Source organism: Streptomyces sp. NPDC048434, from assembly GCF_043200375.1.
GTDB lineage: Bacteria > Actinomycetota > Actinomycetes > Streptomycetales > Streptomycetaceae > Streptomyces.
On record NZ_JBICXQ010000021.1, the window covers coordinates 83,459 to 102,184 of the forward strand.

Sequence of the window (18,726 nt, forward strand, 5' to 3'; positions counted from 1 at the left end):
CGAACGTGTCGGCCAGTTCTGCGTCGACGGCTATCGCGGGCAGCTGGGTAGTGCGGTAGTGCGGGCGTTGCAGGGCGAGTGCTTCCGGCTCCAGGAGTATTGATCACGAGCGTTGTTGACACTCGTGGGGTCCACCACGCCCTGCAGGCCAGCGATCACGGCCAGATCCTGAGCGGCCACCAGAGAGCGCACGGACCGGCCGGATCCGGCAGCCCGCACCCCGAAGAGCGCGGCGACAGGACCTGGAGCGGGTTTCGGTCGTGGCTGACTGTCGTCGACGTGATGATTCACCCGCGACTGCCCTATATACGAGGTGTCTGTAGCCTCTGCCGCCCCAAAGAATCTTGAGACAGGAAAGGCGCTGGCCACGGCCGCTATTCGCCTCAATTCCGTCTCTGTATACGAACCTTGGGGGCATGAGACCTCGCGATCTTGGATAGCGATGCGCTCAGACCGCGCGGCTCCCAAGGTCTGGAGCCTGTGCCGTCCTGGGCCGCCGCGCCGGGCATGATTCCCCATAACTGAAGGGATCCTCAATATCGTGCAACCGACCCAAGAGTTCGGCGACAACCCTGTCGAAGTACGCGAAACCGGGCACTACACGGAGGAATACGTCCCCAGCTTTGTCGAGAAATGGGACTCGCTCATAGATTGGGAGAAGAGGGCGGAGAGCGAAGGTAATTTCTTCATCGACCTGCTGCGCAAATGGGGGGTGAGGAGTGTGCTCGACGTCGCGGCAGGCACAGGATTCCACTCCGTACGGCTACTGGCTGCCGGATTTGAAACCGTAAGCGCGGACGGCAGCGCGGAGATGCTGGCGAGGGCCTTCGAAAACGGCACAAAGCAGGGAGGGCACATCCTGCGGGTCGTGCAGGCGGACTGGCGGTGGCTCAACAGAGACGTCCACGGGGAGTACGACGCCATCGTCTGCCTCGGCAACTCCTTCACGCATCTCTTCTCGGAGCGTGACCGGCGCAAGGCGCTGGCCGAGTTCTACGCGATGTTGAAGCACGACGGAATTCTCGTACTGGACCAGCGCAATTACGATGCGATCCTGGACGACGGGTACACGAGCAAGCACACGTACTACTACTGCGGTGAGGATGTCACCGTGGAGCCGGAGTATGTCGACGAGGGTCTGTGCCGTATGCGGTACAGCTTCCCGGACAACTCCACGTACCACCTCAATATGTTCCCGCTGCGACAGGACTACACCCGGCGGCTGATGTCCGACGTGGGTTTCCAGCGCGTCGAGACCTATGGCGACTTCCAGCACACCTACCGGGGTGAGCAGCCGGACTTCTTCGTGCATGTGGCGGAGAAGGAGTACCGGATGGAGGGCGAGGGGCAGTACGAGGGCGCGGTCAGCACCGCCCGCAGCTACTACAACTCGCCCGACGCCGACACCTTCTATGCCACGGTGTGGGGCGGCGAGGATATTCATATCGGCCTCTACGAAAGCCCCGTGGAGCCCATCGCGGGCGCCAGCCGGCGCACCGTCGAGCGGATGGCGTCGAAGCTGGAGCTGTCCCGGGATTCCGTGGTGCTCGATCTCGGTTCCGGGTTCGGTGGCTCGGCGCGGTACCTGGCTGAGACGTACGGCTGCCGGGTCCTCGCACTCAATCTCAGCGAGGTGGAGAACCAGCGCCACAAGGAGCTGAACTCGGCCCGCGCGCTCACCGACAGGATAGAGGTGGTGGACGGGTCCTTCGAGGACATCCCGTACCCGGACGACCAGGTCGATGTCATCTGGTCCCAGGATGCCTTCCTGCACAGCGGAAACCGCGTCCAGGTCCTTGAGGAGATCGCGCGGGTGCTGCGGCCCGGCGGCCATCTCATCTTCACCGACCCGATGGCGGCGGCGGACGGCAGCTCCACCGACGTGCTGCAGCCGATTCTCGACCGGATCCATCTGGACGACATGGGCTCGCCCGGCTTCTACACACGCGAGCTGAAGCGGCTCGGATTCACCGCCGTCGACGGTGGCTTCGAAGAGCATCGCGAGCAGTTGGTGAACCACTACACGAGGGTCCTTGAGGAGACCAAGCACCAAGAGGCCGAAGGGCTGGCCAGAAAGATCAGTCACGACTACCTCGCCCAGATGAAGAAGGGGCTCGGCCACTGGATCGACGGTGGCCGCGAGAAGCACCTCACCTGGGGAATCTTTCACTTCAGGCTCGACGCTCACGACTGAGCGACTTTCCACCGGCTACCAGGCCGTCGCTGATGCCGGGAACGGTGTCGGCGACGGGCCGCCGGCGAGGTCGCGCGGGGTGCGGCCGGCGGGCCACGAGGGGCTACGGGTCCGCTCGACTGCCGGTGATCCGCCCAAGCCGCCCAGCCATCGGCTGTATCGACTTCCGCCGACCGTCCAGCAGCAGACCCTGCAGACACACCCGCCCTTGGGCTCGGGCCTGGTGGCAGCGTCGCCAGGCGGACCAGCGGAGCCGGTCGGCCACGTCGTGCAAGGGCCGGGAGACAAGCGTCGTGAACAGGCGCTGGATTCCGTTGCAGTTGAGCGGGACAAGCCCCTCCGGGGCGGGATGGTGGGCGTGTTCGTCGGCGCGGACGACGGCGAGGAAGGCGTGGGCGGGCATGGCCAGGGCGTCCGCGCGGAACTTCCCCGCACCGGTGGTCACTTCTGCGGCCGTCGGCATCCCACCTGGCCCGGCCGAGCAGGTGCTGCATGCCGTCCGGATCCGCATCCCTGGCCCACTCGGCGATGCTCCAGCAGTTCCTGCGTGGCAGGTCGGTCGGCCAGCGGACCGAGCACCAAGTCCTCACCCGGCGCCGGGGTTGGACCCGGGCGAAGCGGCCCGCTGTCCGGCTCATCAGGATCTCGAACGCCGCCTGCCGGCGGGCAGGGCCTACGCTGTGATCCGCGGCCACCGCATGATCTACAGTCTTCACCCACCGATGATCGACGATGGCCGCACCCGTTTTTCTACCGGGTTGGAGTGGTAATCGCAGTGTCGAAACCGTCTGAGTTCCGTGGCTTCAATGTGGTGTGGCGGGGCTACAACCGCCAGCAGGTCGACCGCTACCTTGAGGCCCTGTCGGAAGCCGACACGCCGGTCGGTCCGCCTCCGTTCCAGATCGTGGGGCGGGGCTATGACCGTCAGCAGGTTGACGCACGCATCAGGGACCTCCTGGCGGACAAAGGCATCAGCGGCTGACGCAGCCATACGAGTCAGCTCCGGTCCCGCGCGCAAGTCACCGGAAGAGTCTGCTCGTTCCCGCCGTGCCGGATACGCCGGAAGCCGAGACGCCACGCAGCGTCCACGGCAGAGAAGTGAGCGCCGACCTCGAGGCCCGGCGTCCGATCGGCCCTGAAGAGAGCCGGCGGGACCGAAGATGGCCGCAGGCGACACAGGGCGATGTGGGGTGCGCTTCCGTCAGCGTTGTGGCGTTCGGCGCAGCTCATCGCGGCGGCGGTGCGTCGCCCGCCGGGTGCGATGACGGGGCCACGGACCACGGGAGGTTCTCACAGCTTCGCGGAGGCAGTGGTGTGCGCCCTCGCGGGCCCGCGCCTGGGCTTTGGTCTTCGGGTTCGCGGGGCCTTCACCGTGTGCACGAGCGGCGGGACCTCGGTGCCGCCGCGTGAGGGCGACTGTCCGCGCACCGGGACGAGGCCACGGATGTCGAATTCCCGCTGCTCATCGGGCACCATCAGAGGCCGGCCACGGCGATCAGCACCCTCGCCTTGAGCCCGATCCGATACGTGGAGGCAGGAATGGCTGAGTCCCCGCGCGATGCTGCGCGGTCCGGGCCGTTGCCCAGCGGCCGACACCACCTCAGCCGTGAACAGGTGGTGGCGTCACAGCGGTTGCGCATGCTGACCGCCACCGCCGAGGCGATGAAGGACAAGGGGTACGCGGGGACCGCGGTCGCCGAGATCATCCGGCGCGCCGGGGTGTCGCGGGAGACGTTCTACCAGCAGTTCCGTTCCAAGGAGGACTGCTTCATCCAGGCCCTGGACGCCGCCACGAAGCAGCTGGCGGGCCTGCTGGAGGCCGCCCGGCAGCCGGCGGCCGAGTCCCCGGAGGCATCCCGGTCGGCGCCCCCGGAGGAAACCTTCCGCCGGCTGCTGCGTCTCTATCTGCTGACCCTCACCGAACAGTCCGCCTTTGCCCGGCTGTTCCTCGTCGAGGTGTACGCCGCCGGGCCCGAGGCGATGGCCATCCGCATGGAGTGGCAGCGGTGGTTCGCGGACGCCATCGCCGAGATCTTCCACGTGGGGGACGGGGACGGGGACGAGGGCGGGGACGAGGGCGGTGCGGACGAGCGGAGCTTCGGCTGCGAGGCCCTGGTCGCGGCCGCCGCGCATCTGGTGACGGCGCACCTGGTCGCGGACGACCTGCCGGGCCTGCGCGGGCTGGAGGATCCGCTCGTCCGCCTCGCGGTACGGCTCCTGGGCTGAGCGGTTAGCCGGCCACGGGGAGCCAGGGGAAGTGCGCCAGTTGGCCCCGTAGGCCGGCGGGCAGCAGCGGCGTGACCATCGTGCGGTAGCCGGCCACCTGATGCCGGGCCTTGGTTCGGTCGCCGTTGAACAGTGCGTTGGGCGTCTTGCTCGGGATCGGCAGCCCGGGTCCGCAGAGCGGGATCTTCGGCGTCTGACGGTTGAGCTGGTCGCCGCCTCCCGTGACGGCGTGCGGGTCGATGTCGTAGGCGTGGTCGCCGGTGAAGTAGCCGACCACGCCGTTGGCGAAGCACACCAGGTTCGTGATCAGGTTCTCGGAGTGGCAGATGCCGTCGTTGGTGTTGCAGATCTCTTTGACCGTCAGGTCGCCGAAACCGCGCGGCCCCTTCATGGTCATGCCCGGCAGGATCGTCGGCAGGTTCGTTTCGATGCCGCCCGGGCCGCCGTCCACGCCGGGCCGCCGGGGATCGCCGTAGAGCACGCCGTTGATCTGGTCGTGCGGGACGGCGTCGCTTCCGGAGAGGGCGGCCAGCTCATCGCCGGCGACGATCGCGCCCTGCGAGTAGCCGGCGATGGTCACATGACCGGCGGAGCACTCGCCGTGGAAGCTCTTCACCGCGGCGTCCAGCTTGGCGATGCCCTCGGCCACGGAGTCGTCCAGCGTCATGGTGTCGCCGGGGTAGGGGGCGATGGATGCCGAGTAGTGGATCTTTGTGAACGACACGCCTTCGGGGAGCGAGGCGTTGCTGCGGTCGTAGACCGTGGCGTCGCCATCGAGGTGACCCCCGACCTCGAAGATCATCGTGTTCGGGCAGTCGGCCCGGCTCTGTGCCTGTGGGGAAGCGGCGACGGCTTGCGGTGCGCTCAGCCCCAGTACGGGCAGCGCGACAAGTATCGCGAGTAACGATCGTGTCCTTCGCATGTGCACCTCGTCTCGAATCGGCTTGGGAGGAATGGGAGTTCCGGCCCAGTGCGACGCCAAAGGTAGCGCCCGGAGAGGTTCTGCGAACAGAGGTGTTCGTGAAAGTGCGGTGTGCATGGTGGCGAGGAAGCATCGAAGCGGCGGGCGCGGAGGGCGTTTTGTCGGCGGGCCTTGTGGATGGCCGGCCCTGGGCGCATTGCTGCTTGGTGCGGCGTTGAATGTGCTGGACTCGACGACCGTGCAGGTGGCCGCGCCGGTCATCCATGCGGATCTGGGCGGGGCCGTGTCCGACACCCAATGATTCGGTACGGCCTACACGCTCCCGTTCGCGGTATTGCTTCTCCGGTCCGCCCGACCAGGCCCCTGAGCGGGCGCGGCGCGAAGGGCAGGGGGCCGAGGGCGGTCGCCGTGTTCGGAAAACCGTTCGGTTGGCGGCGGCGGTCGCTGTTACCTTGCAGGTGTGGCGAAACTCAACCAGATCATTGCCGTGGAGAAGGGCATCAAGTCCAAATCCCACCAGGACCTGACGACTGCTCATCATGGGCTGCAGAAGCCGGCGCTGCTGGCCGGGATCTCCCGTACGTATCAGCCCAAGGATGAAGAGGGCGAGCAACTGCCGCCCGAGGCAACGCGGGTGCAGGTGCAGGCCGAGGATGTGCTCAGGGAGACGGCCGGCACGCTGACGCGGCTGTTTGATGTGACCGCCACCAAGGACTGGGCGAACTGTACGGCGCGGGCCGATGTGAAGGTGGAGGGGCGGACACTGCTCAGCCAGGTGCCCGTGTCGTATCTGCTGTTCCTCGAGAAGCAACTCACCGATGTGAACACGTTCATACGGAAGCTCCCGGTGCTCGACGCATCCGAGTCCTGGGCGCAGGACCCCTCGACGGATGCCTGGAAGACCGAGCCGGTCAGGACCGTGCGGACGAAGAAGGTGCCCCGTAACCATGTGAAGGCGGAGGCCACCGACAAGCACCCGGCGCAGGTCGATGTGTATTACGAGGACGTTCCGGTCGGCTACTGGACGACCGTGAAGTTCTCCGGCGCCTTGCCCGCGCGCCGGGTGAACGAGCTGCTGGACAGGCTGGAGAAGTTGCAGCAGGCGGTGAAATTCGCCCGTGAAGAGGCGAACGGGATCGAGGTCACCGATGAGCGGGTGGGGGAGGTCGTTTTCGGCTTCCTGTTCGGGTAGCGTCTACAACTCCCCGGGCGCCTCAGGGCGGCCGGGGTGCGCGAGGAGCGCAAGCTGAAACTGAAGCTTGTCGTGACGAACGCGGTTTCCAGTGGAGGTTCAAGTCCTTCCCGCGGCACTTACGGGCCGCGGTAGCCCAACTCGGCAGAGGCGGACCGCTATCAATCTCAGACTCTTGCTCCAGTCTCAGTATTCGCCACCGATCGCCGGATCGACCGGGCCGGGCCCGGGTCGTCGGATGCCGGTTCAAGTCCGGCCCGTGCAGCTTTTTCGATGCGCGGTAGTTCAAAGGCAGAACACGACGACATGATGACTGACCCGCGCTCTTCACCGTGCCGGCGTGCGCAATGGGGTGGCATCACAGGGCTCGGGGGCAGGCTACGCCCCCGGGCCCGCTCCTTTGTTCCGGTCTCCGGGGCGCCGCCCGCGCCGAACAGAAGGTTGTGGTGCCGGGCTCTCCCCTGTGGAGCCCGGCACCACCGCTGAGAGGGACGGCCGCTGGAGGCCGTCGACCGGGCGCGGGTGACGTGTGCGAGGTCAGCGTGCCATGGCGGGCCACGACATGAAGGCGCTCCTTGACTCATGAACTTACTCGTGCTCGGGTCCGGTGCGAGACCGGTGCGAGAGGTCCCACGCGAAGGTGGGCGCCCGTCGCACGGTGCCACCGTCCCGGCGAGGATCCTTCAACCAAACCGTCGTTGTCAACAATCGTTTAATCCATGAGCGTTGACGGCGTTATCCCGGTGCACCAACAGGCGACGCCGACACAATTGTGGTGACGCTCATGGCGTACGGTGCTTGCGACCGTTAATCTCAGAGCGGCGGCGAGTGCGGCCGCCCCGCCTGTCCTACCGACCAGGAGACCACCCATCGCCATGGATGCCTCGGACGCGCACCCGGCGGATGCTCTCCAGGCCGTCGTCGCATCGATCGACGAGCTTCTCCGGGACCTGGACCTCGGACGTGACGTCATCGATATGGACCACATCTCGCACCGGACGGGCATCGCGGTCCCCCGCGTACAAGCGTTGCTCGACCACCAGGGCAACGCGTCCGAGAACGTGCAGGACTCCTTCCAGGAGCGCCTCGTCTTCCTGCGGGAGACCCGCCGCAAGCCCGACGGGAAGAGGTACACCCTCGACGAGATCGGCGCGGGGGCCGGTATCTCCCACGGCCAGGTCGGCTATCTCCTGAACGGAAAGCGGAAGAGTCCCGGGCTGGACGTCACCCGGAAGCTGGAGAAGTTCTTCCAGGTGGAGCCCGGCTTCTTCACCGCCACCGAGCGTCAGGCGCTCTACCGGGCGCTGCAGTCGACTCACGAGCAACTGACCCATCTTGCGCTGCTCAAAGGCAAGGGCATCAACCGGCTGGCGATGCGCAGCGGCACCAGCGGCGACAGCAGGATCGACCGGGAACTCCGGGACGCGCTTTCCGAGGCTCTGAGCCGGCCGGAGCGCGAGGATCCCGAAGTACGGGAGCTCACGGACAGAATGCGCTCCCTGCCGTCCAAGAGCAGAATGCGGGTCTTCCCTCTGATCCAGGGGCTACTGGGCCTGGCTCGGCCCGAGCACGAAGACCGTCCGCCCCCCGGACGTCGCGGCAACTGAACGGGCCGGAAGGCTTCTGATTGCCCGGTCTCCGATAGTGGTCAGGTGGTCCCGGGGGCTCACCTCCGGACAACCCGACCACTCAACCCCTGACTTCGACCTGTTTCGCCGCCGGGGCAGGCATCGTGGCCCGTTCCGTTGGCGAGAGTCGTCCTGCCTCAGGACTCAGTCCTTGCCGCCCGGTCCTTGCCGCCCACTCCCGGCGAGGTGCCTCCCGCTGCCGGCCTCGCGCCACCTCCGCGACGCGCTGCCACGTACTCCCGGGCAAGAATCCGGAGAGCTGCACCCACACTTGGCCGAGCGGACCCGTCGAGCAGCGCAGTTCCCTTCCGTGCCGCTGCTCGCAGCGTGAGGCCCTGGATGGCGGCAAGGGCGCGGACGAACGGGCGGCTGCGAGCGGGCACCAGATCCACGAGCCCGTACGACGCTGCCAGCCCGGAACGGACCTGCTGGGCCTGGTCACGGATCAGTGCCCGGAACCCGTCGGGGGTGCCGCCCTTGTTGATCAAGTCGGTGCGCGTCAGGCCATGTCGGGCGAGGAGCTCTTCCGGGATTCCGAGGCGTCCGCCGGTCAGGTCTTCGGCGACATCGTTCAGGAAGTCGAGACGCTGGCTCGCCTCGATGAAGGTCCGGCAGCCGGCAACGTACTGCTCCGCGGGCGCTCCGCCGAGCAGGCAGGCGATGAGCATGAAGGCAGGCAGCGAATAGCCGTCGACATAGTGCTGGAAGTCGCTCTCCGCGGCAAAGCCTTCAGTCTGCACCTCCAAGGGCGCGCCGGCGAGGAAGTCTTCGACGTACCGGCGGAGTTGAGGCTGCCTGGTGATGGTGTCAAGAAGCGTCCGCACCACGGGCTGGTCGGCTTCGCCGCTCTCCAGGGCGGTGTGCACCTGGCGCTCCCAGTCGGTGAGCGCGGCGATACGCGCATCGACCGGTCCTTGGTCGATGAGGTTGTCGCTGTGGTGCATGAACGCGGTCGCGGCGATGATGTCGGGCACGAGCGGTGCGGGGAGCAGCAGGCGCACGGCTGTGTACTCGGGGCGGGCGTACCGTGCCACCAGCCGACGCTGTTCGCTGTAGTCGCGACGCAGTGCGGGGTCCGTGATCTCTGCCTGGTCGAGAGCCTTCGGCCATGTGGCCATCGTGATGCTCCCCTCCTTCCGGACGGTCCAGCCTTACCTTAGGTGATCGCGGCCGAGGGGCCTGATCCGTCCCGGCATCGCGGCACCGGACCGCGCGGTGCACCGGCCTCCGGGCGTCACGGCAAGGCGCCCAGGGCCTGCAGGGAGTTGGCAAGGCGCCCGGTCCTGAACGGAAGGCCGGCTTCCGGCCGGGACGCCACGCGCCGGAGGGCCGGTGCGGTGCGGGGCTTCAGCGCGTGGACAGCACCCGTGCCGCTCGGGCCAGCACACGAGGACGGGTCAGCGTTTTCGGATGCCGGCGCATGTGCACTACGTCCATGAATGCCTGGTTGACGCGGGTGTCGATGACGGAAGCCTCCATGATCTTGTCACCGGCCCAGCGGGCGAGCCGGTAGCCACGGGGGTACGGACCCTTCACATGCGGCTGGGCGAGGTCTGCGGTCGCCGACACCTGCCAGGCCGCATCGACCACCACACCGGCCCGGCGGAAGTACTCCCAGGCCGGATCGTGCGGAGAAGACCCGGCGCGCAGATATCCGGACAGGCACGAGGCTTGCAGGGCCGCAAGTGTCAGGCCCTGTCCGTAGATCGGGTTCACCGAGGCGACGGAGTCTCCCACCGCCACCAGACCCCCCGGGAACCGGCTCAGCCGGGTGAAGTCGCGTCGTCGGCTCTCCCGGAAGTGGAAGGTCCGGACGTCGCCCTCAAAGGCGCAGTGGTCCGCGATCTCGCGCAACGGGCCGACGCAGCGCCGCATTCGGGCCAGGAACTCGCCCGGATCGCGCCCCGGGCGGTGGCCGGTGTAGCCGGCCAGTACCACCATCCAGCGGTTGCCCTCGACCGCGACCATCGCCCCGGGTTCGCTGAGCGTGGGCTGATATCCACTGGCAGGCCCTGGAGACGCGTGCGCGATGACCGTATCGGGGAGTTCGTCACCGCGCCGGAAGACGGCGGTGGCGTAGCCGAGGTCGATCCTCATCCGGTCCAGCGGAGCAGGGTCCCACCCGCTGCGGAGCAGCCATGTGCCGAGGCGGCTGGACCGCCCCATGGCGTCGACCACCAGGTCCGCATCCAGTGCGGTCTCGTGGCCGGCAGCGGCCGAGGTTTCCTCAGCGGCCGCGTAACGCACGCCGCGGACCCGGCCGGCGCGGAAGAGGAGGTCACGGGCCTGCCCCTGCAGGACGTGGACATTCGGCAGGGCCGCCACCCGCCGGCGGACGCGGCCTTCGATGAACGGCCGCGTTGCGCCCAGCATCCGGATGTCAGGAACGGGAGCCTTGAGCACTCCGTCCACGTAGAACTGCACCTCGGGGCCGGTTCCCAAGCGGGCCCCGCCGGCGACGAGTTCGCCGGTGATGCCAGGGAACCAGCGCTCGAGTTGGGTGTGCCCCATGGACAGCAGTGCATGCAGTTGTTGTCGCTGCGGAGCGCCGCGGCCCGTGCCGTCTTCCCCCATGTCATCCGCTTCGAGAAGGACGACCTCGTCGGCATGGTCGCTCAGAACGCGCGCGGCGTACAGCCCCGCAATGCTCCCGCCCAGGACAACAGCGCGTCTCACAAGAACCCCCATATGACTCGATGACTCCCCGCGCTCAAGGGCGCTGGGCCTGGTCCAGGCACCAACGCCGGCACGGGGCGGGCCAATTCTGCCGTAGCCGTCCGGCGGGAACGGCGGCATCGGGTTCCCTCGGCACGCCGAACTCCCGTCGGCTACTGCCGCTCGGACACCTCGGTCCGGGAGCGCTGTTCCTGCACGCCCTGCAGTGCCGTGGTGACCAGTGAGGCGGTGAGGGCCTGGGCGACGCGCAGCAGCCGTTGGCGTTCGCCGGAGGCCGGAGTGTCCTCGCCCGGCAAGGCCACCTGCGGGCCCGCGGGCGCCTGAGGATGACCGGAACCTCCCTGCAGCGCCGCTTCCCGCCGAGCGGCCTGCAGGCGCTGTGCCGCGTCCCGCAGGGCAGCGGCGGTGGCGGCCGCCTGTAGTTCCTGATCCGGGAGGCGGCGGGCGTCACCGGTGCCTTGGGACATCTCGTGCTCGTGCACGGCGTGGACGGCGGCTGCGGGCAGCGGCGACAGCCAGGGCCGCAGCGCTCGCATCCCGTCAAGAATCTCGATCACCCGGCGATGCAGATTGAATCCCACGTTCCATGCCAGGCGATGGCTCCGTGCGCTGTCCACGCTGAACGCGAGGTCCTCATCGACTCCTTCGACGACGAGATCCCACAAGGGCTGCAGGGCTTTGATGTCACGACGTTCGCGCAGCCATGCGCCCACCGCGGCTCCGGAGAGGCCGTAGCTGGTGATCAGGGCGCCGATCGAGCCGAAGGTGGAGCCGAGTACCCCCACGGCGTCCAGGGTGTGGTTGCCCAGGACGGCCAGGACGATGGCCGGGACCGAGCACACCACATAGCCGAAGACGAACAGCATGGCGGTGCCGAAGGAGCGCAGCGCACGCTGGAATCGGGGGTCCGCCAGCTTCAACTTGCGGCACTGCCGGTAGGTGCTCAGGGTTCCGCAGGTCAGAGTGACGAGGAAGACCCCCAGGAACACCTGGATCAGCGGGTCACCCGCGAAGTTCGTATTGAATTCGAGGGGCTCCGCCGGCCCTGACAGGTCGGCGGAACAGAACGTCACGACCATGACGGCCGGGGCCGCCAGATACGCCGCGGTCCATCCCGTGACCCTGCGGCGCAGCACCGCCGGGCTCTGCCGCAGCCGGGGATCCCACAGCATCGTGAGCAGGTGGAGAAGGGAGAAGCAGCTCAGGATGCCGATGTATACGGGAAGGGTGGCGAAGCTGGGGCTGCCGGTGAGTTCCCCCAGCATCCGGTACCCCGCCGGAGCGGCCATCGCGAACACCAGGCCGGACGCCACGAAGTTCACAGTGATCAAGGACAGTGTGGGGGTGGGATCGCGCAGAAGTGCCAGGCACTTCCAGCCGGCAATCACGAAGTCGATGACCGCAATGGCCAGGTAGACGAAGTTGGAGGTGTTCTCAGACACCAGTCCTCCGGTGGGAGAGAGCCGATGAGAGAAACCCGTTGATGCTCTGGTCGCGTCGCAGTTCGAGGTGGCGTTGAAGCATCACGGTGGCGAACGCCTCCGCCCGCCGCTCATGAGCGCTGTCGTAGTGCGACCGGTTGAGAATCTGCAGCACCGGCCCCGCGTTGAGCCCGGGCAGGAGCTGCCGCACGGTTTCCTCGGTCATGGGCTGGTCGGAGGAGTCGCCGTCGGTCGGGTGCTCCTCCCACAGATGGAACAGCTCGTGGAGGCTGGCGTGCAGGCGGGTCAGCTCGTTCGCAGTGGAATCCACCACGATGAAGTCACGGTCCTTGCCCCGGGCGCAGAAACCGGACACCTGTTGAGGAAGCGGCACCTCGGTGATCGTGATCGGCTTGTTGCGCCGCACGGCCACCGCGTCGACGAGGCCCTGCATGTCCCGTACGCCGGAGAGCCCCAGATCGTGATGCACGAGACGGGTGACGGACCAGGTGGCGAAGAGGACCGCCAACTGCTCTCGGAGCGAGGTCCACGGGGAGCTGGGAGCCCGGCGACGAGTGGGCTGCGGCAGCTCTGCTTGCTGCGATGAACCATTACGGCGGAGCCACCACATGAACGGATACTCCTACGGCTGTTGCTGCGCGTGGGGCGAGGGAAAAACGGTACGGGGCACGGAACGGACTCGAACTCGGCGGGTGTCGGGTTGTCGGGGCGTCATGGCGCGGCCGGCCTTCCCGGCCGGCGGTGCCGTCGGCGTGCCGCCGCTCCGGCGACCAGGGCCGGTGACGAGAACTGGGCGCGCCACGGCCCCTCCTCTGATCGGGCGTCGTGCGGGTGCGTACCCACTGGGCCGGAGTGACTGTAAGGCTACAGAGGGACACCGTGCGGGAAGTTTCTCGCGGGACGGGAGAGAGGAAGCCCCTCGCAGGCCACATGATGCTGGCTCGTACACGGCTCATCCTCCCCACCGGGGGCTTTGAAGGCGTCCGTTGCCTGCCGAAACGCCCGGATCACCCCGCAATCCGCTGCATGTCAATCGCATTTCGCCTCGCGAGAGTGTAGTGCAGCCCTCGCGTTCCTTCGTGATCCAAAACTTACCCGGCGCTCCTGGGCCGGCTTGCCGGAGCTGGTGCCTCTGCGGCCCGTCCTGGCAGGTCACAGCCGCTTCTGCGCCGGCAGGAACTGGTCACAGGGGTGCCTCGGGAGAGCGGCGCACCGGCCGGCCCCGTCCGCCGTCCCCGCCGTTCCCGCTCCCTGCCGTTCCCGCTGCCCGCCGTCACGCCGTGGCGCCTCCACCGATACCCGCGGACAATGGAAGGAGGGAACCGCGGCCGGCCGTCGGTGGGGGCGGGCAGGGTCGCGGCAGTGCTTCGGGGGTTCGCTCCGAGGGCGGTGTGATGCTCGTCGACTGGGATGCACCGATCACGATGGACGACGGGGTGCAGCTCCGCGCCGATGTGTTCCTGCCCGACGACGGCCGGACCCATCCCGTGATCATGAGTCATGGTCCGTACGCCAAGGGGCTTGCCTTCCAAGAGGGGTTCGCGCCCATGTGGCGCACCCTGGAGGCCGAACACCCGGATGCGGTCGCCGGGTCCTCGAACCGGTACCAGAACTGGGAGACGGTCGATCCGGAGAAGTGGGTGCCCGACGGTTACGTGGTGATCCGGGTGGATTCGCGTGGCGCCGGGCGGTCGCCGGGCTACCTCGACATCTTTTCGCCGCGGGAGACGCAGGATTACTACGACTGCATCGAGTGGGCGGGCGTCCAGCCCTGGAGCAACGGCAAAGTGGGGCTGCTCGGCATCTCCTACTACGCGGTCAACCAGTGGCAGGTCGCGGCGCTGCGGCCGCCGCACCTCGCCGCCATTTGCCCCTGGGAGGGGGCCACCGACTTCTACCGTGAACTCACCCATCACGGCGGGATCCTGCACGTCTTCCTGCAGCAGTGGTATCCGGTCCAGGTCGCGTCGGTGCAGCACGGCGCGCCCGACAGCCCGTGGCACCGGATCACGGGCGTTCCGGTCACCGGCCCCGGGGTCCTGAGCGACGAGGAGCGGGCCAAGAACGCCGCCGACACGGTCGCCGCGCTGCACGACCATGCGCTGCTCGACGCGTACTACCGGGAGCGGAGCGCGGACCTGCCGCGGATCACCGTCCCCGTGCTGTCCGCGGTCAACTGGGCGCACCACCTGCACACCCGGGGCGGGTTCGAGGGCTATGCGGGCGTCGCGAGCGAGCGGAAGTGGCTGGAAGTGCATGGGCTGCAGCACTGGGTGGAGTTCTACACGGACTACGGGGTCGGCCTGCAGAAGCGCTTCTTCGGGCACTTCCTCCAGGGGCGGGACACCGGCTGGGAGGACCAGCCGCCGGTCCTGCTCAATGTGCGGCGGGCCGACGGCAGCTTTGAGCAACGACCGGAGGAGGAGTGGCCGTTGGCGCGGACGGAGTGGACGCGGTTCCACCTGGACCTGGACCACCGGGCTCTGGCGCCGGCGCCGGACCCCGCCGAGCGGAGCGCCGAGTTCGATGCGCCGGGGGACGGTCTGACGTTCTGGACCGAGCCGCTGACGGAGGATCTGGAGCTGACCGGGCCCGCGTCGGCATCGCTGCGGGTGGCCTCGTCGACGACGGACGCCGATCTCTTCCTCACCCTCCGGGTGCAGGACCCCGGGGGCCGTGATGTCACCTTCACCAGCGCGATGGATCCGCACGGGGCGATCGGACTGGGCTGGCTGCGGGCCTCGCTCCGCAAGCTCGACCCCGCGCGCAGCGAGCCGTACCGGCCCTGGCACACCTTCGACGAGCGACAGCCGCTCACCCCCGGCGAACCGGTCGATCTGCGGATCGAGATCTGGCCGACGTCGGTGATCATCCCGGCCGGCTACCGCCTCGGCGTATCGGTGCAGGGCCGGGACTTCGAGTTTCCGGGCGCGGGGCCGTGGCCGTCGGCGTTCGGGGTGGCGATGCGGGGCAACGCCACCTTCGTCCACACCGATGCCGAGGACCGGGGTTCGGACGTCTATGCGGGCCGCACGACGCTGGTCAGCGGCGGGCGGCATCCGTCGTTTCTGCTGCTGCCGGTCGTTCCTGAGGGGGCGGGGGAGGCAGGGGCCGGGTGAGGGGCCGCACGGAGTCCGTCCGTACGGCCCCCGGGGAGCGGGGTCAGGAGGTCAGGACGACTGGGCCGTGGTGTAGAGGTTCTTGGCGTCGTCGCCGAAGTACGGGCCGAACATGGTGTCGGGCAGGAACTGGTAGCCGAAGCTGTTCACCGAGGTCTGCAGGCCGGTGCCGGTCTTTTCGTCGAACGAGGTGAACCAGGGGCCGCCGCTGGAACCGCCGGTCATGTTGCAGGACAGACCGTGGTCGGTGGAGAACAGCGGGTCCTTGAAGGTGGTGCCGCTGCAGTAGATGAGCTTGCTGCCGTCGTATGGGGCGGCCGCGGGGAAGCCGAAGGCGTACATCGCCTTGCTGTAGCCGGAGTTGAAGGACAGGCCCTGGCCGCCGACGGCATCGGTGAGCTTCTTGCCGTCGAGCGGGGCGACGACCGCGGCACCGACGTCGTAGTTGATGTCCTCACTCGCCGTCCACTGAGGGGTGGAGAGCGTCTTGGCCGCCGGCCACTTGCCGTACGGGGCCTCGCCGTCGTGATAGCCGGGGACGAAGACCCAGTTGGTGTGCCAGGCGCCGCCCAGCTTCACACAGTGCCCCGCGGTGAGCACGGTGCTCTTGTTGCTGCTGGTCACCGCGTCGCCGGAGCAGGAGGCGGTGCGGCCCTGATAGGTGAAGAACACCCGGCCGGTGGTCTTGGTGACCGCGCCGCCGCCGGTCCAGGGCCCGCCGGCCTGGGGGAGGGTTCCGGGGAGCAGCGAGGCGGGTGAGGCCACCTTCGGGAGCGTGGGGGAGACCTTGAGCGGGGCGCTGCGCGGGACCGCGGTCGCGGGGGAGTGCTGCGCGGGTGCGGCGAGATCCAGGGGAACGGCGGCGCGCATCCGGTCCGCGGTCCAGAAGGAGCCGGGGGTGGTCTGCGGGGTGGGGGAGCGGTGGGAGTTCTGCGGGGCGGCGGCGGCCGAGCCGGTGGGGAGCAGCAGGGCGAGGAGCGTACCGGCGGCCGTCAGGGTGCCGAGGGCGGCCCGGGACCTGCGCGCGGGGTGCGGCGCCGGTATGCCGTGAACTGCCGGTATGCCACGAACGGTTCGTCTCACGCGTAACTCCTTCTGCGGGTGCCGCACGCGACAGGGCGCGTGCGGACGCGGGGGAACGGGGCCGCGCGAGGGCGGCCCCGGCAGATGAGTGGTGCGGATCCGAGGTAAGGGTGCCACCGGAAGCGACCGGACGGCAGGGGTCGTACGGGGATTCGGCGCCCCGGGCCGGTGCGGTGGCGCAACCTCGCCCGGCGAGCGCCGCAATCCGGCCCGGCAGCCGGTTCCCTCCGCCCGGCAGCGGCCTCAACCGCGCCCGATATAGGGCATGTTGGTCGCCATCACCGTCGCGAACTGCACATTGGCCGCCAGGGGCAGCGCCGCCATGTGCACCACCGTGCGGGCCACATCCGCGGCGTCCATCACCGGCTCGACCGTCAGCTCGCCGTTCGCCTGCAGAATGCCGGTCTGCATCCGGCCGGTCATCTCGGTCGCCGCATTGCCGATGTCGATCTGGCCGCAGGCGATGCCGTACGGACGGCCGTCCAGCGAGAGCGACTTGGTCAGTCCGGTCATCGCGTGCTTGGTGGCGGTGTACGCGACGGAGTGCGGGCGCGGGGTGTGCGCGGAGACCGAGCCGTTGTTGATGATGCGTCCGCCCTGCGGCTCCTGGCTCTTCATGGCGCGGAACGCGGCCTGGGCGCAGAGGAAGGAGCCGGTGAGATTGACGTCGACGACCGCGCGCCAGTCGTCGTAGGCCAGCTCCTCCAGCGGCGCCGCCCGGCCGAACGTGCCCGCGTTGTTGAAGAGCAGATCGACCCGGCCGAAGCGTTCGCGGACGGTGGCGAAGAGGGCGTCGACCTCGTCGGGGCGGGTGACATCGGTCGGCACCGTCATGATCGCGGGGCCGTCGGCGCCCAGCGGGCCCGCCAGGCGGGAGGTCTCGGCCAGCGCCTCCGCGCGCCGCCCGGCCAGTACCACCGTCCAGTGGGCGGCGACCAGCGCATGGGCCACCGCCCGCCCGATGCCGGAGCCGGCGCCGGTGACCACGGCGACCTTCCGGGGCGCCGCTGCGCCCTGCCGTACCTCCTGCGGCGCCGGTGCCGTCTGTGTGCTCTGCCCGCCCCGTGAGGTGGGGGCCGGCAGCGTGGGCCGGTCCGCGGTCGCCGTGCCGCCCACCTGCCCGGCCCGTGCCATCGGCGTCGTCGTCCGCGCGGCCGGTGCCGGCTCTGTGTTCTCTGCCATGGCGGCAGCGTAAACGGCGTACGGGGGGGCGGACGGGCCGCAGCCGCCGCGACTCAGCCCGCGGTGTGGAAGCGCTGCAAGACCGCGGCCTTCGTGGCGGCGAACTCCTCCTCGGTGAGGATACCGTCGCGGCGCAGTTCGCCCAGTTCGCGCAGCCGGCGCAGCAGGGCGTCATGGTCGTCGGCGGGGGCGGCGCCGGGGGCCGTCGGGGCGGCCGGGGCGGGCGCCGCGACCGGAAGCCGGGCCGGGGCGCTCACCGGCAGGGCCTTGTCCGGGCCGGCCGACGGATGCGGCATCCGGGCCGCGACCGCGGCCGCCAGCAACGCCGTCGTGCCGCTCTCCTTCTTGAAGCCCCACAGCTCGATGGCGTTGGGGTCGTGCTCCGGCGCGATCCGCTCGCCCGCCCCGAGCGTCCGGAAGCGGAGGTAGCCGGACTCCAGCCCGGCGGCGGCCCGCCACTCCACCGCTTCCAGGCCGGCCAGCACAAAGTCCCTGGGGCCCCAGTGACGCTTGGTCTCACTGGTGTTCCAGCGCCATTCGAGATGCACCCGATCCCCGTCGAAGGAGGCGAGGCCGTCCACCCCGGCGGCCGACAGCGGTACGGCCGGGCCGGGCAGCAGATAGCGGTCGGTGGGACCGTCCGGTATCTGCTCCAGCATCAGGGCCTGCCGTACCGCGTCCACGAAGTACTCGGCGACATCGGCCCGCGTGGCGTCCACGGCCACCTGATACGGGTTCGCCTCGTCCGGCAGGCTGCCGCCGGTGACCTGGAGCAGCGGATCCGCGCCGTCCCGCAGCCGCAGTCGCAGCCGGCCGCCCTTGCGGGCCGGTTCGTAGGCGATCCCGGCCATCGCCACCAGCGGCACGGTGAACTCACCGAGATCCTGGCGGAGTTTGTGGACCCCGCGCTCGTGCCCCGGCACGATGCGCACGGCCTCGCCGTCGAAGGTCCAGGTGCCGTCGCGCACCATCAGTTCAGCCATGCCCCGAATCTTACGGAGGCACGTCGGGTGCCGTGATTGTCCGGCGGCGTCCGTTGCGGGCCCAGTCATCATCCGACGG

At 69.0% G+C, this 18,726-nt stretch carries 15 protein-coding genes and 1 pseudogene; 6 read left to right on the forward strand and 10 right to left on the reverse strand.

The annotated features are described in order from the left end of the window. Positions 1-541: 541 nt before the first annotated feature. Entirely contained in the window at positions 542-2,194 is a 1,653-nt protein-coding gene (locus ACGFWI_RS24360; protein WP_393908122.1) for a methyltransferase domain-containing protein, read from the forward strand. A gap of 103 nt (positions 2,195-2,297) precedes the next feature. Here ACGFWI_RS24360 and ACGFWI_RS24365 read toward each other — a convergent pair whose 3' ends face one another. Further along, on the reverse strand, positions 2,298-2,657 hold the full coding sequence (locus ACGFWI_RS24365; RefSeq protein WP_393908197.1) for a hypothetical protein: 360 nt from the start codon (positions 2,655-2,657) through the stop codon (positions 2,298-2,300). Continuing rightward, positions 2,635-2,832: pseudogene (locus tag ACGFWI_RS24370) on the reverse strand (IS701 family transposase); the annotation flags it as partial. The pseudogene ACGFWI_RS24370 and the gene ACGFWI_RS24365, both read right to left, overlap by 23 nt. 137 nt (positions 2,833-2,969) lie before the next feature. On the opposite strand from ACGFWI_RS24370, the gene ACGFWI_RS24375 reads away from it, so the two are divergent. Together ACGFWI_RS24375 and ACGFWI_RS24380 are read left to right on the forward strand one after the other, a co-directional pair. Then, positions 2,970-3,176, forward strand: coding sequence for a DivIVA domain-containing protein (locus ACGFWI_RS24375; protein WP_393908123.1), 207 nt, complete (start codon positions 2,970-2,972; stop codon positions 3,174-3,176). A 557-nt stretch (positions 3,177-3,733) separates the two neighbouring features. Next, on the forward strand, positions 3,734-4,420 hold the full coding sequence (locus tag ACGFWI_RS24380; RefSeq protein ID WP_393908124.1) for a TetR/AcrR family transcriptional regulator: 687 nt from the start codon (positions 3,734-3,736) through the stop codon (positions 4,418-4,420). 4 nt (positions 4,421-4,424) lie between these two features. Here the strand turns inward: ACGFWI_RS24380 and ACGFWI_RS24385 are convergent, their stop codons facing one another. Next, positions 4,425-5,342, reverse strand: coding sequence for a PE-PPE domain-containing protein (locus ACGFWI_RS24385; protein ID WP_393908125.1), 918 nt, complete (start codon positions 5,340-5,342; stop codon positions 4,425-4,427). Between the two features lie 460 nt (positions 5,343-5,802). Between ACGFWI_RS24385 and ACGFWI_RS24390 the strand changes: the two genes are divergently transcribed. Together ACGFWI_RS24390 and ACGFWI_RS24395 are read left to right on the forward strand one after the other, a co-directional pair. Then, on the forward strand, positions 5,803-6,534 hold the full coding sequence (locus ACGFWI_RS24390; protein WP_393908126.1) for a hypothetical protein: 732 nt from the start codon (positions 5,803-5,805) through the stop codon (positions 6,532-6,534). Positions 6,535-7,409: 875 nt separating this feature from the next. Next, positions 7,410-8,141, forward strand: coding sequence for a helix-turn-helix domain-containing protein (locus tag ACGFWI_RS24395; RefSeq protein WP_393908127.1), 732 nt, complete (start codon positions 7,410-7,412; stop codon positions 8,139-8,141). Positions 8,142-8,299: 158 nt separating this feature from the next. Here the strand turns inward: ACGFWI_RS24395 and ACGFWI_RS24400 are convergent, their stop codons facing one another. The 4 genes from ACGFWI_RS24400 to ACGFWI_RS24415 form a co-directional block, all read right to left on the reverse strand. Beyond that, positions 8,300-9,280, reverse strand: a complete 981-nt coding sequence (locus ACGFWI_RS24400; protein WP_393908128.1) for a phytoene/squalene synthase family protein — start codon at positions 9,278-9,280, stop codon at positions 8,300-8,302. Positions 9,281-9,509: 229 nt separating this feature from the next. Continuing rightward, on the reverse strand, positions 9,510-10,838 hold the full coding sequence (locus ACGFWI_RS24405; protein WP_393908129.1) for an FAD-dependent oxidoreductase: 1,329 nt from the start codon (positions 10,836-10,838) through the stop codon (positions 9,510-9,512). A gap of 152 nt (positions 10,839-10,990) precedes the next feature. After that, positions 10,991-12,280, reverse strand: a complete 1,290-nt coding sequence (locus tag ACGFWI_RS24410) for an MAB_1171c family putative transporter (protein ID WP_393908130.1) — start codon at positions 12,278-12,280, stop codon at positions 10,991-10,993. Further along, a complete protein-coding gene (locus ACGFWI_RS24415; RefSeq protein WP_393908131.1) occupies positions 12,273-12,890 on the reverse strand; it encodes a hypothetical protein in 618 nt (205 codons plus the stop codon). Before ACGFWI_RS24415 ends, ACGFWI_RS24410 begins: the two co-directional genes overlap by 8 nt. Positions 12,891-13,674: 784 nt before the next feature. Here ACGFWI_RS24415 and ACGFWI_RS24420 point away from each other — a divergent pair. After that, positions 13,675-15,399 (forward strand): CocE/NonD family hydrolase, encoded by a 1,725-nt coding sequence (locus tag ACGFWI_RS24420; RefSeq protein WP_393908132.1) that lies wholly within the window; start codon positions 13,675-13,677, stop codon positions 15,397-15,399. A gap of 51 nt (positions 15,400-15,450) precedes the next feature. On the opposite strand, the gene ACGFWI_RS24425 is transcribed toward ACGFWI_RS24420, so the two are convergent. From ACGFWI_RS24425 to ACGFWI_RS24435, 3 genes are all read right to left on the reverse strand, one after another. After that, positions 15,451-16,482: a trypsin-like serine peptidase gene (locus ACGFWI_RS24425; protein WP_393908133.1), complete on the reverse strand. Its 1,032-nt coding sequence runs from the start codon at positions 16,480-16,482 to the stop codon at positions 15,451-15,453. Positions 16,483-16,725: 243 nt separating this feature from the next. Then, positions 16,726-17,664 carry an SDR family oxidoreductase gene (locus ACGFWI_RS24430; protein ID WP_393908134.1) on the reverse strand — a complete coding sequence of 313 codons (939 nt, stop codon included), beginning with the start codon at positions 17,662-17,664 and terminating at the stop codon, positions 16,726-16,728. A 53-nt stretch (positions 17,665-17,717) separates the two neighbouring features. Continuing rightward, positions 17,718-18,647 (reverse strand): DUF4429 domain-containing protein, encoded by a 930-nt coding sequence (locus tag ACGFWI_RS24435; protein WP_393908135.1) that lies wholly within the window; start codon positions 18,645-18,647, stop codon positions 17,718-17,720. Positions 18,648-18,726: the final 79 nt, after the last annotated feature.

Bases quoted from the DNA above. Each gene is read 5' to 3' on its own strand.
- ACGFWI_RS24420 (WP_393908132.1), top strand. From the start codon at position 13,675: ATGCTCGTCGACTGGGATGCACCGATCACGATGGACGACGGGGTGCAG.
- ACGFWI_RS24380 (WP_393908124.1), top strand. From the start codon at position 3,734: ATGGCTGAGTCCCCGCGCGATGCTGCGCGGTCCGGGCCGTTGCCCAGC.
- ACGFWI_RS24395 (WP_393908127.1), top strand. From the start codon at position 7,410: ATGGATGCCTCGGACGCGCACCCGGCGGATGCTCTCCAGGCCGTCGTC.
- ACGFWI_RS24385 (WP_393908125.1), bottom strand. From the start codon at position 5,342: ATGCGAAGGACACGATCGTTACTCGCGATACTTGTCGCGCTGCCCGTA.
- ACGFWI_RS24400 (WP_393908128.1), bottom strand. From the start codon at position 9,280: ATGGCCACATGGCCGAAGGCTCTCGACCAGGCAGAGATCACGGACCCC.
- ACGFWI_RS24365 (WP_393908197.1), bottom strand. From the start codon at position 2,657: ATGCCGACGGCCGCAGAAGTGACCACCGGTGCGGGGAAGTTCCGCGCG.
- ACGFWI_RS24430 (WP_393908134.1), bottom strand. From the start codon at position 17,664: ATGGCAGAGAACACAGAGCCGGCACCGGCCGCGCGGACGACGACGCCG.
- ACGFWI_RS24415 (WP_393908131.1), bottom strand. From the start codon at position 12,890: ATGTGGTGGCTCCGCCGTAATGGTTCATCGCAGCAAGCAGAGCTGCCG.
- ACGFWI_RS24435 (WP_393908135.1), bottom strand. From the start codon at position 18,647: ATGGCTGAACTGATGGTGCGCGACGGCACCTGGACCTTCGACGGCGAG.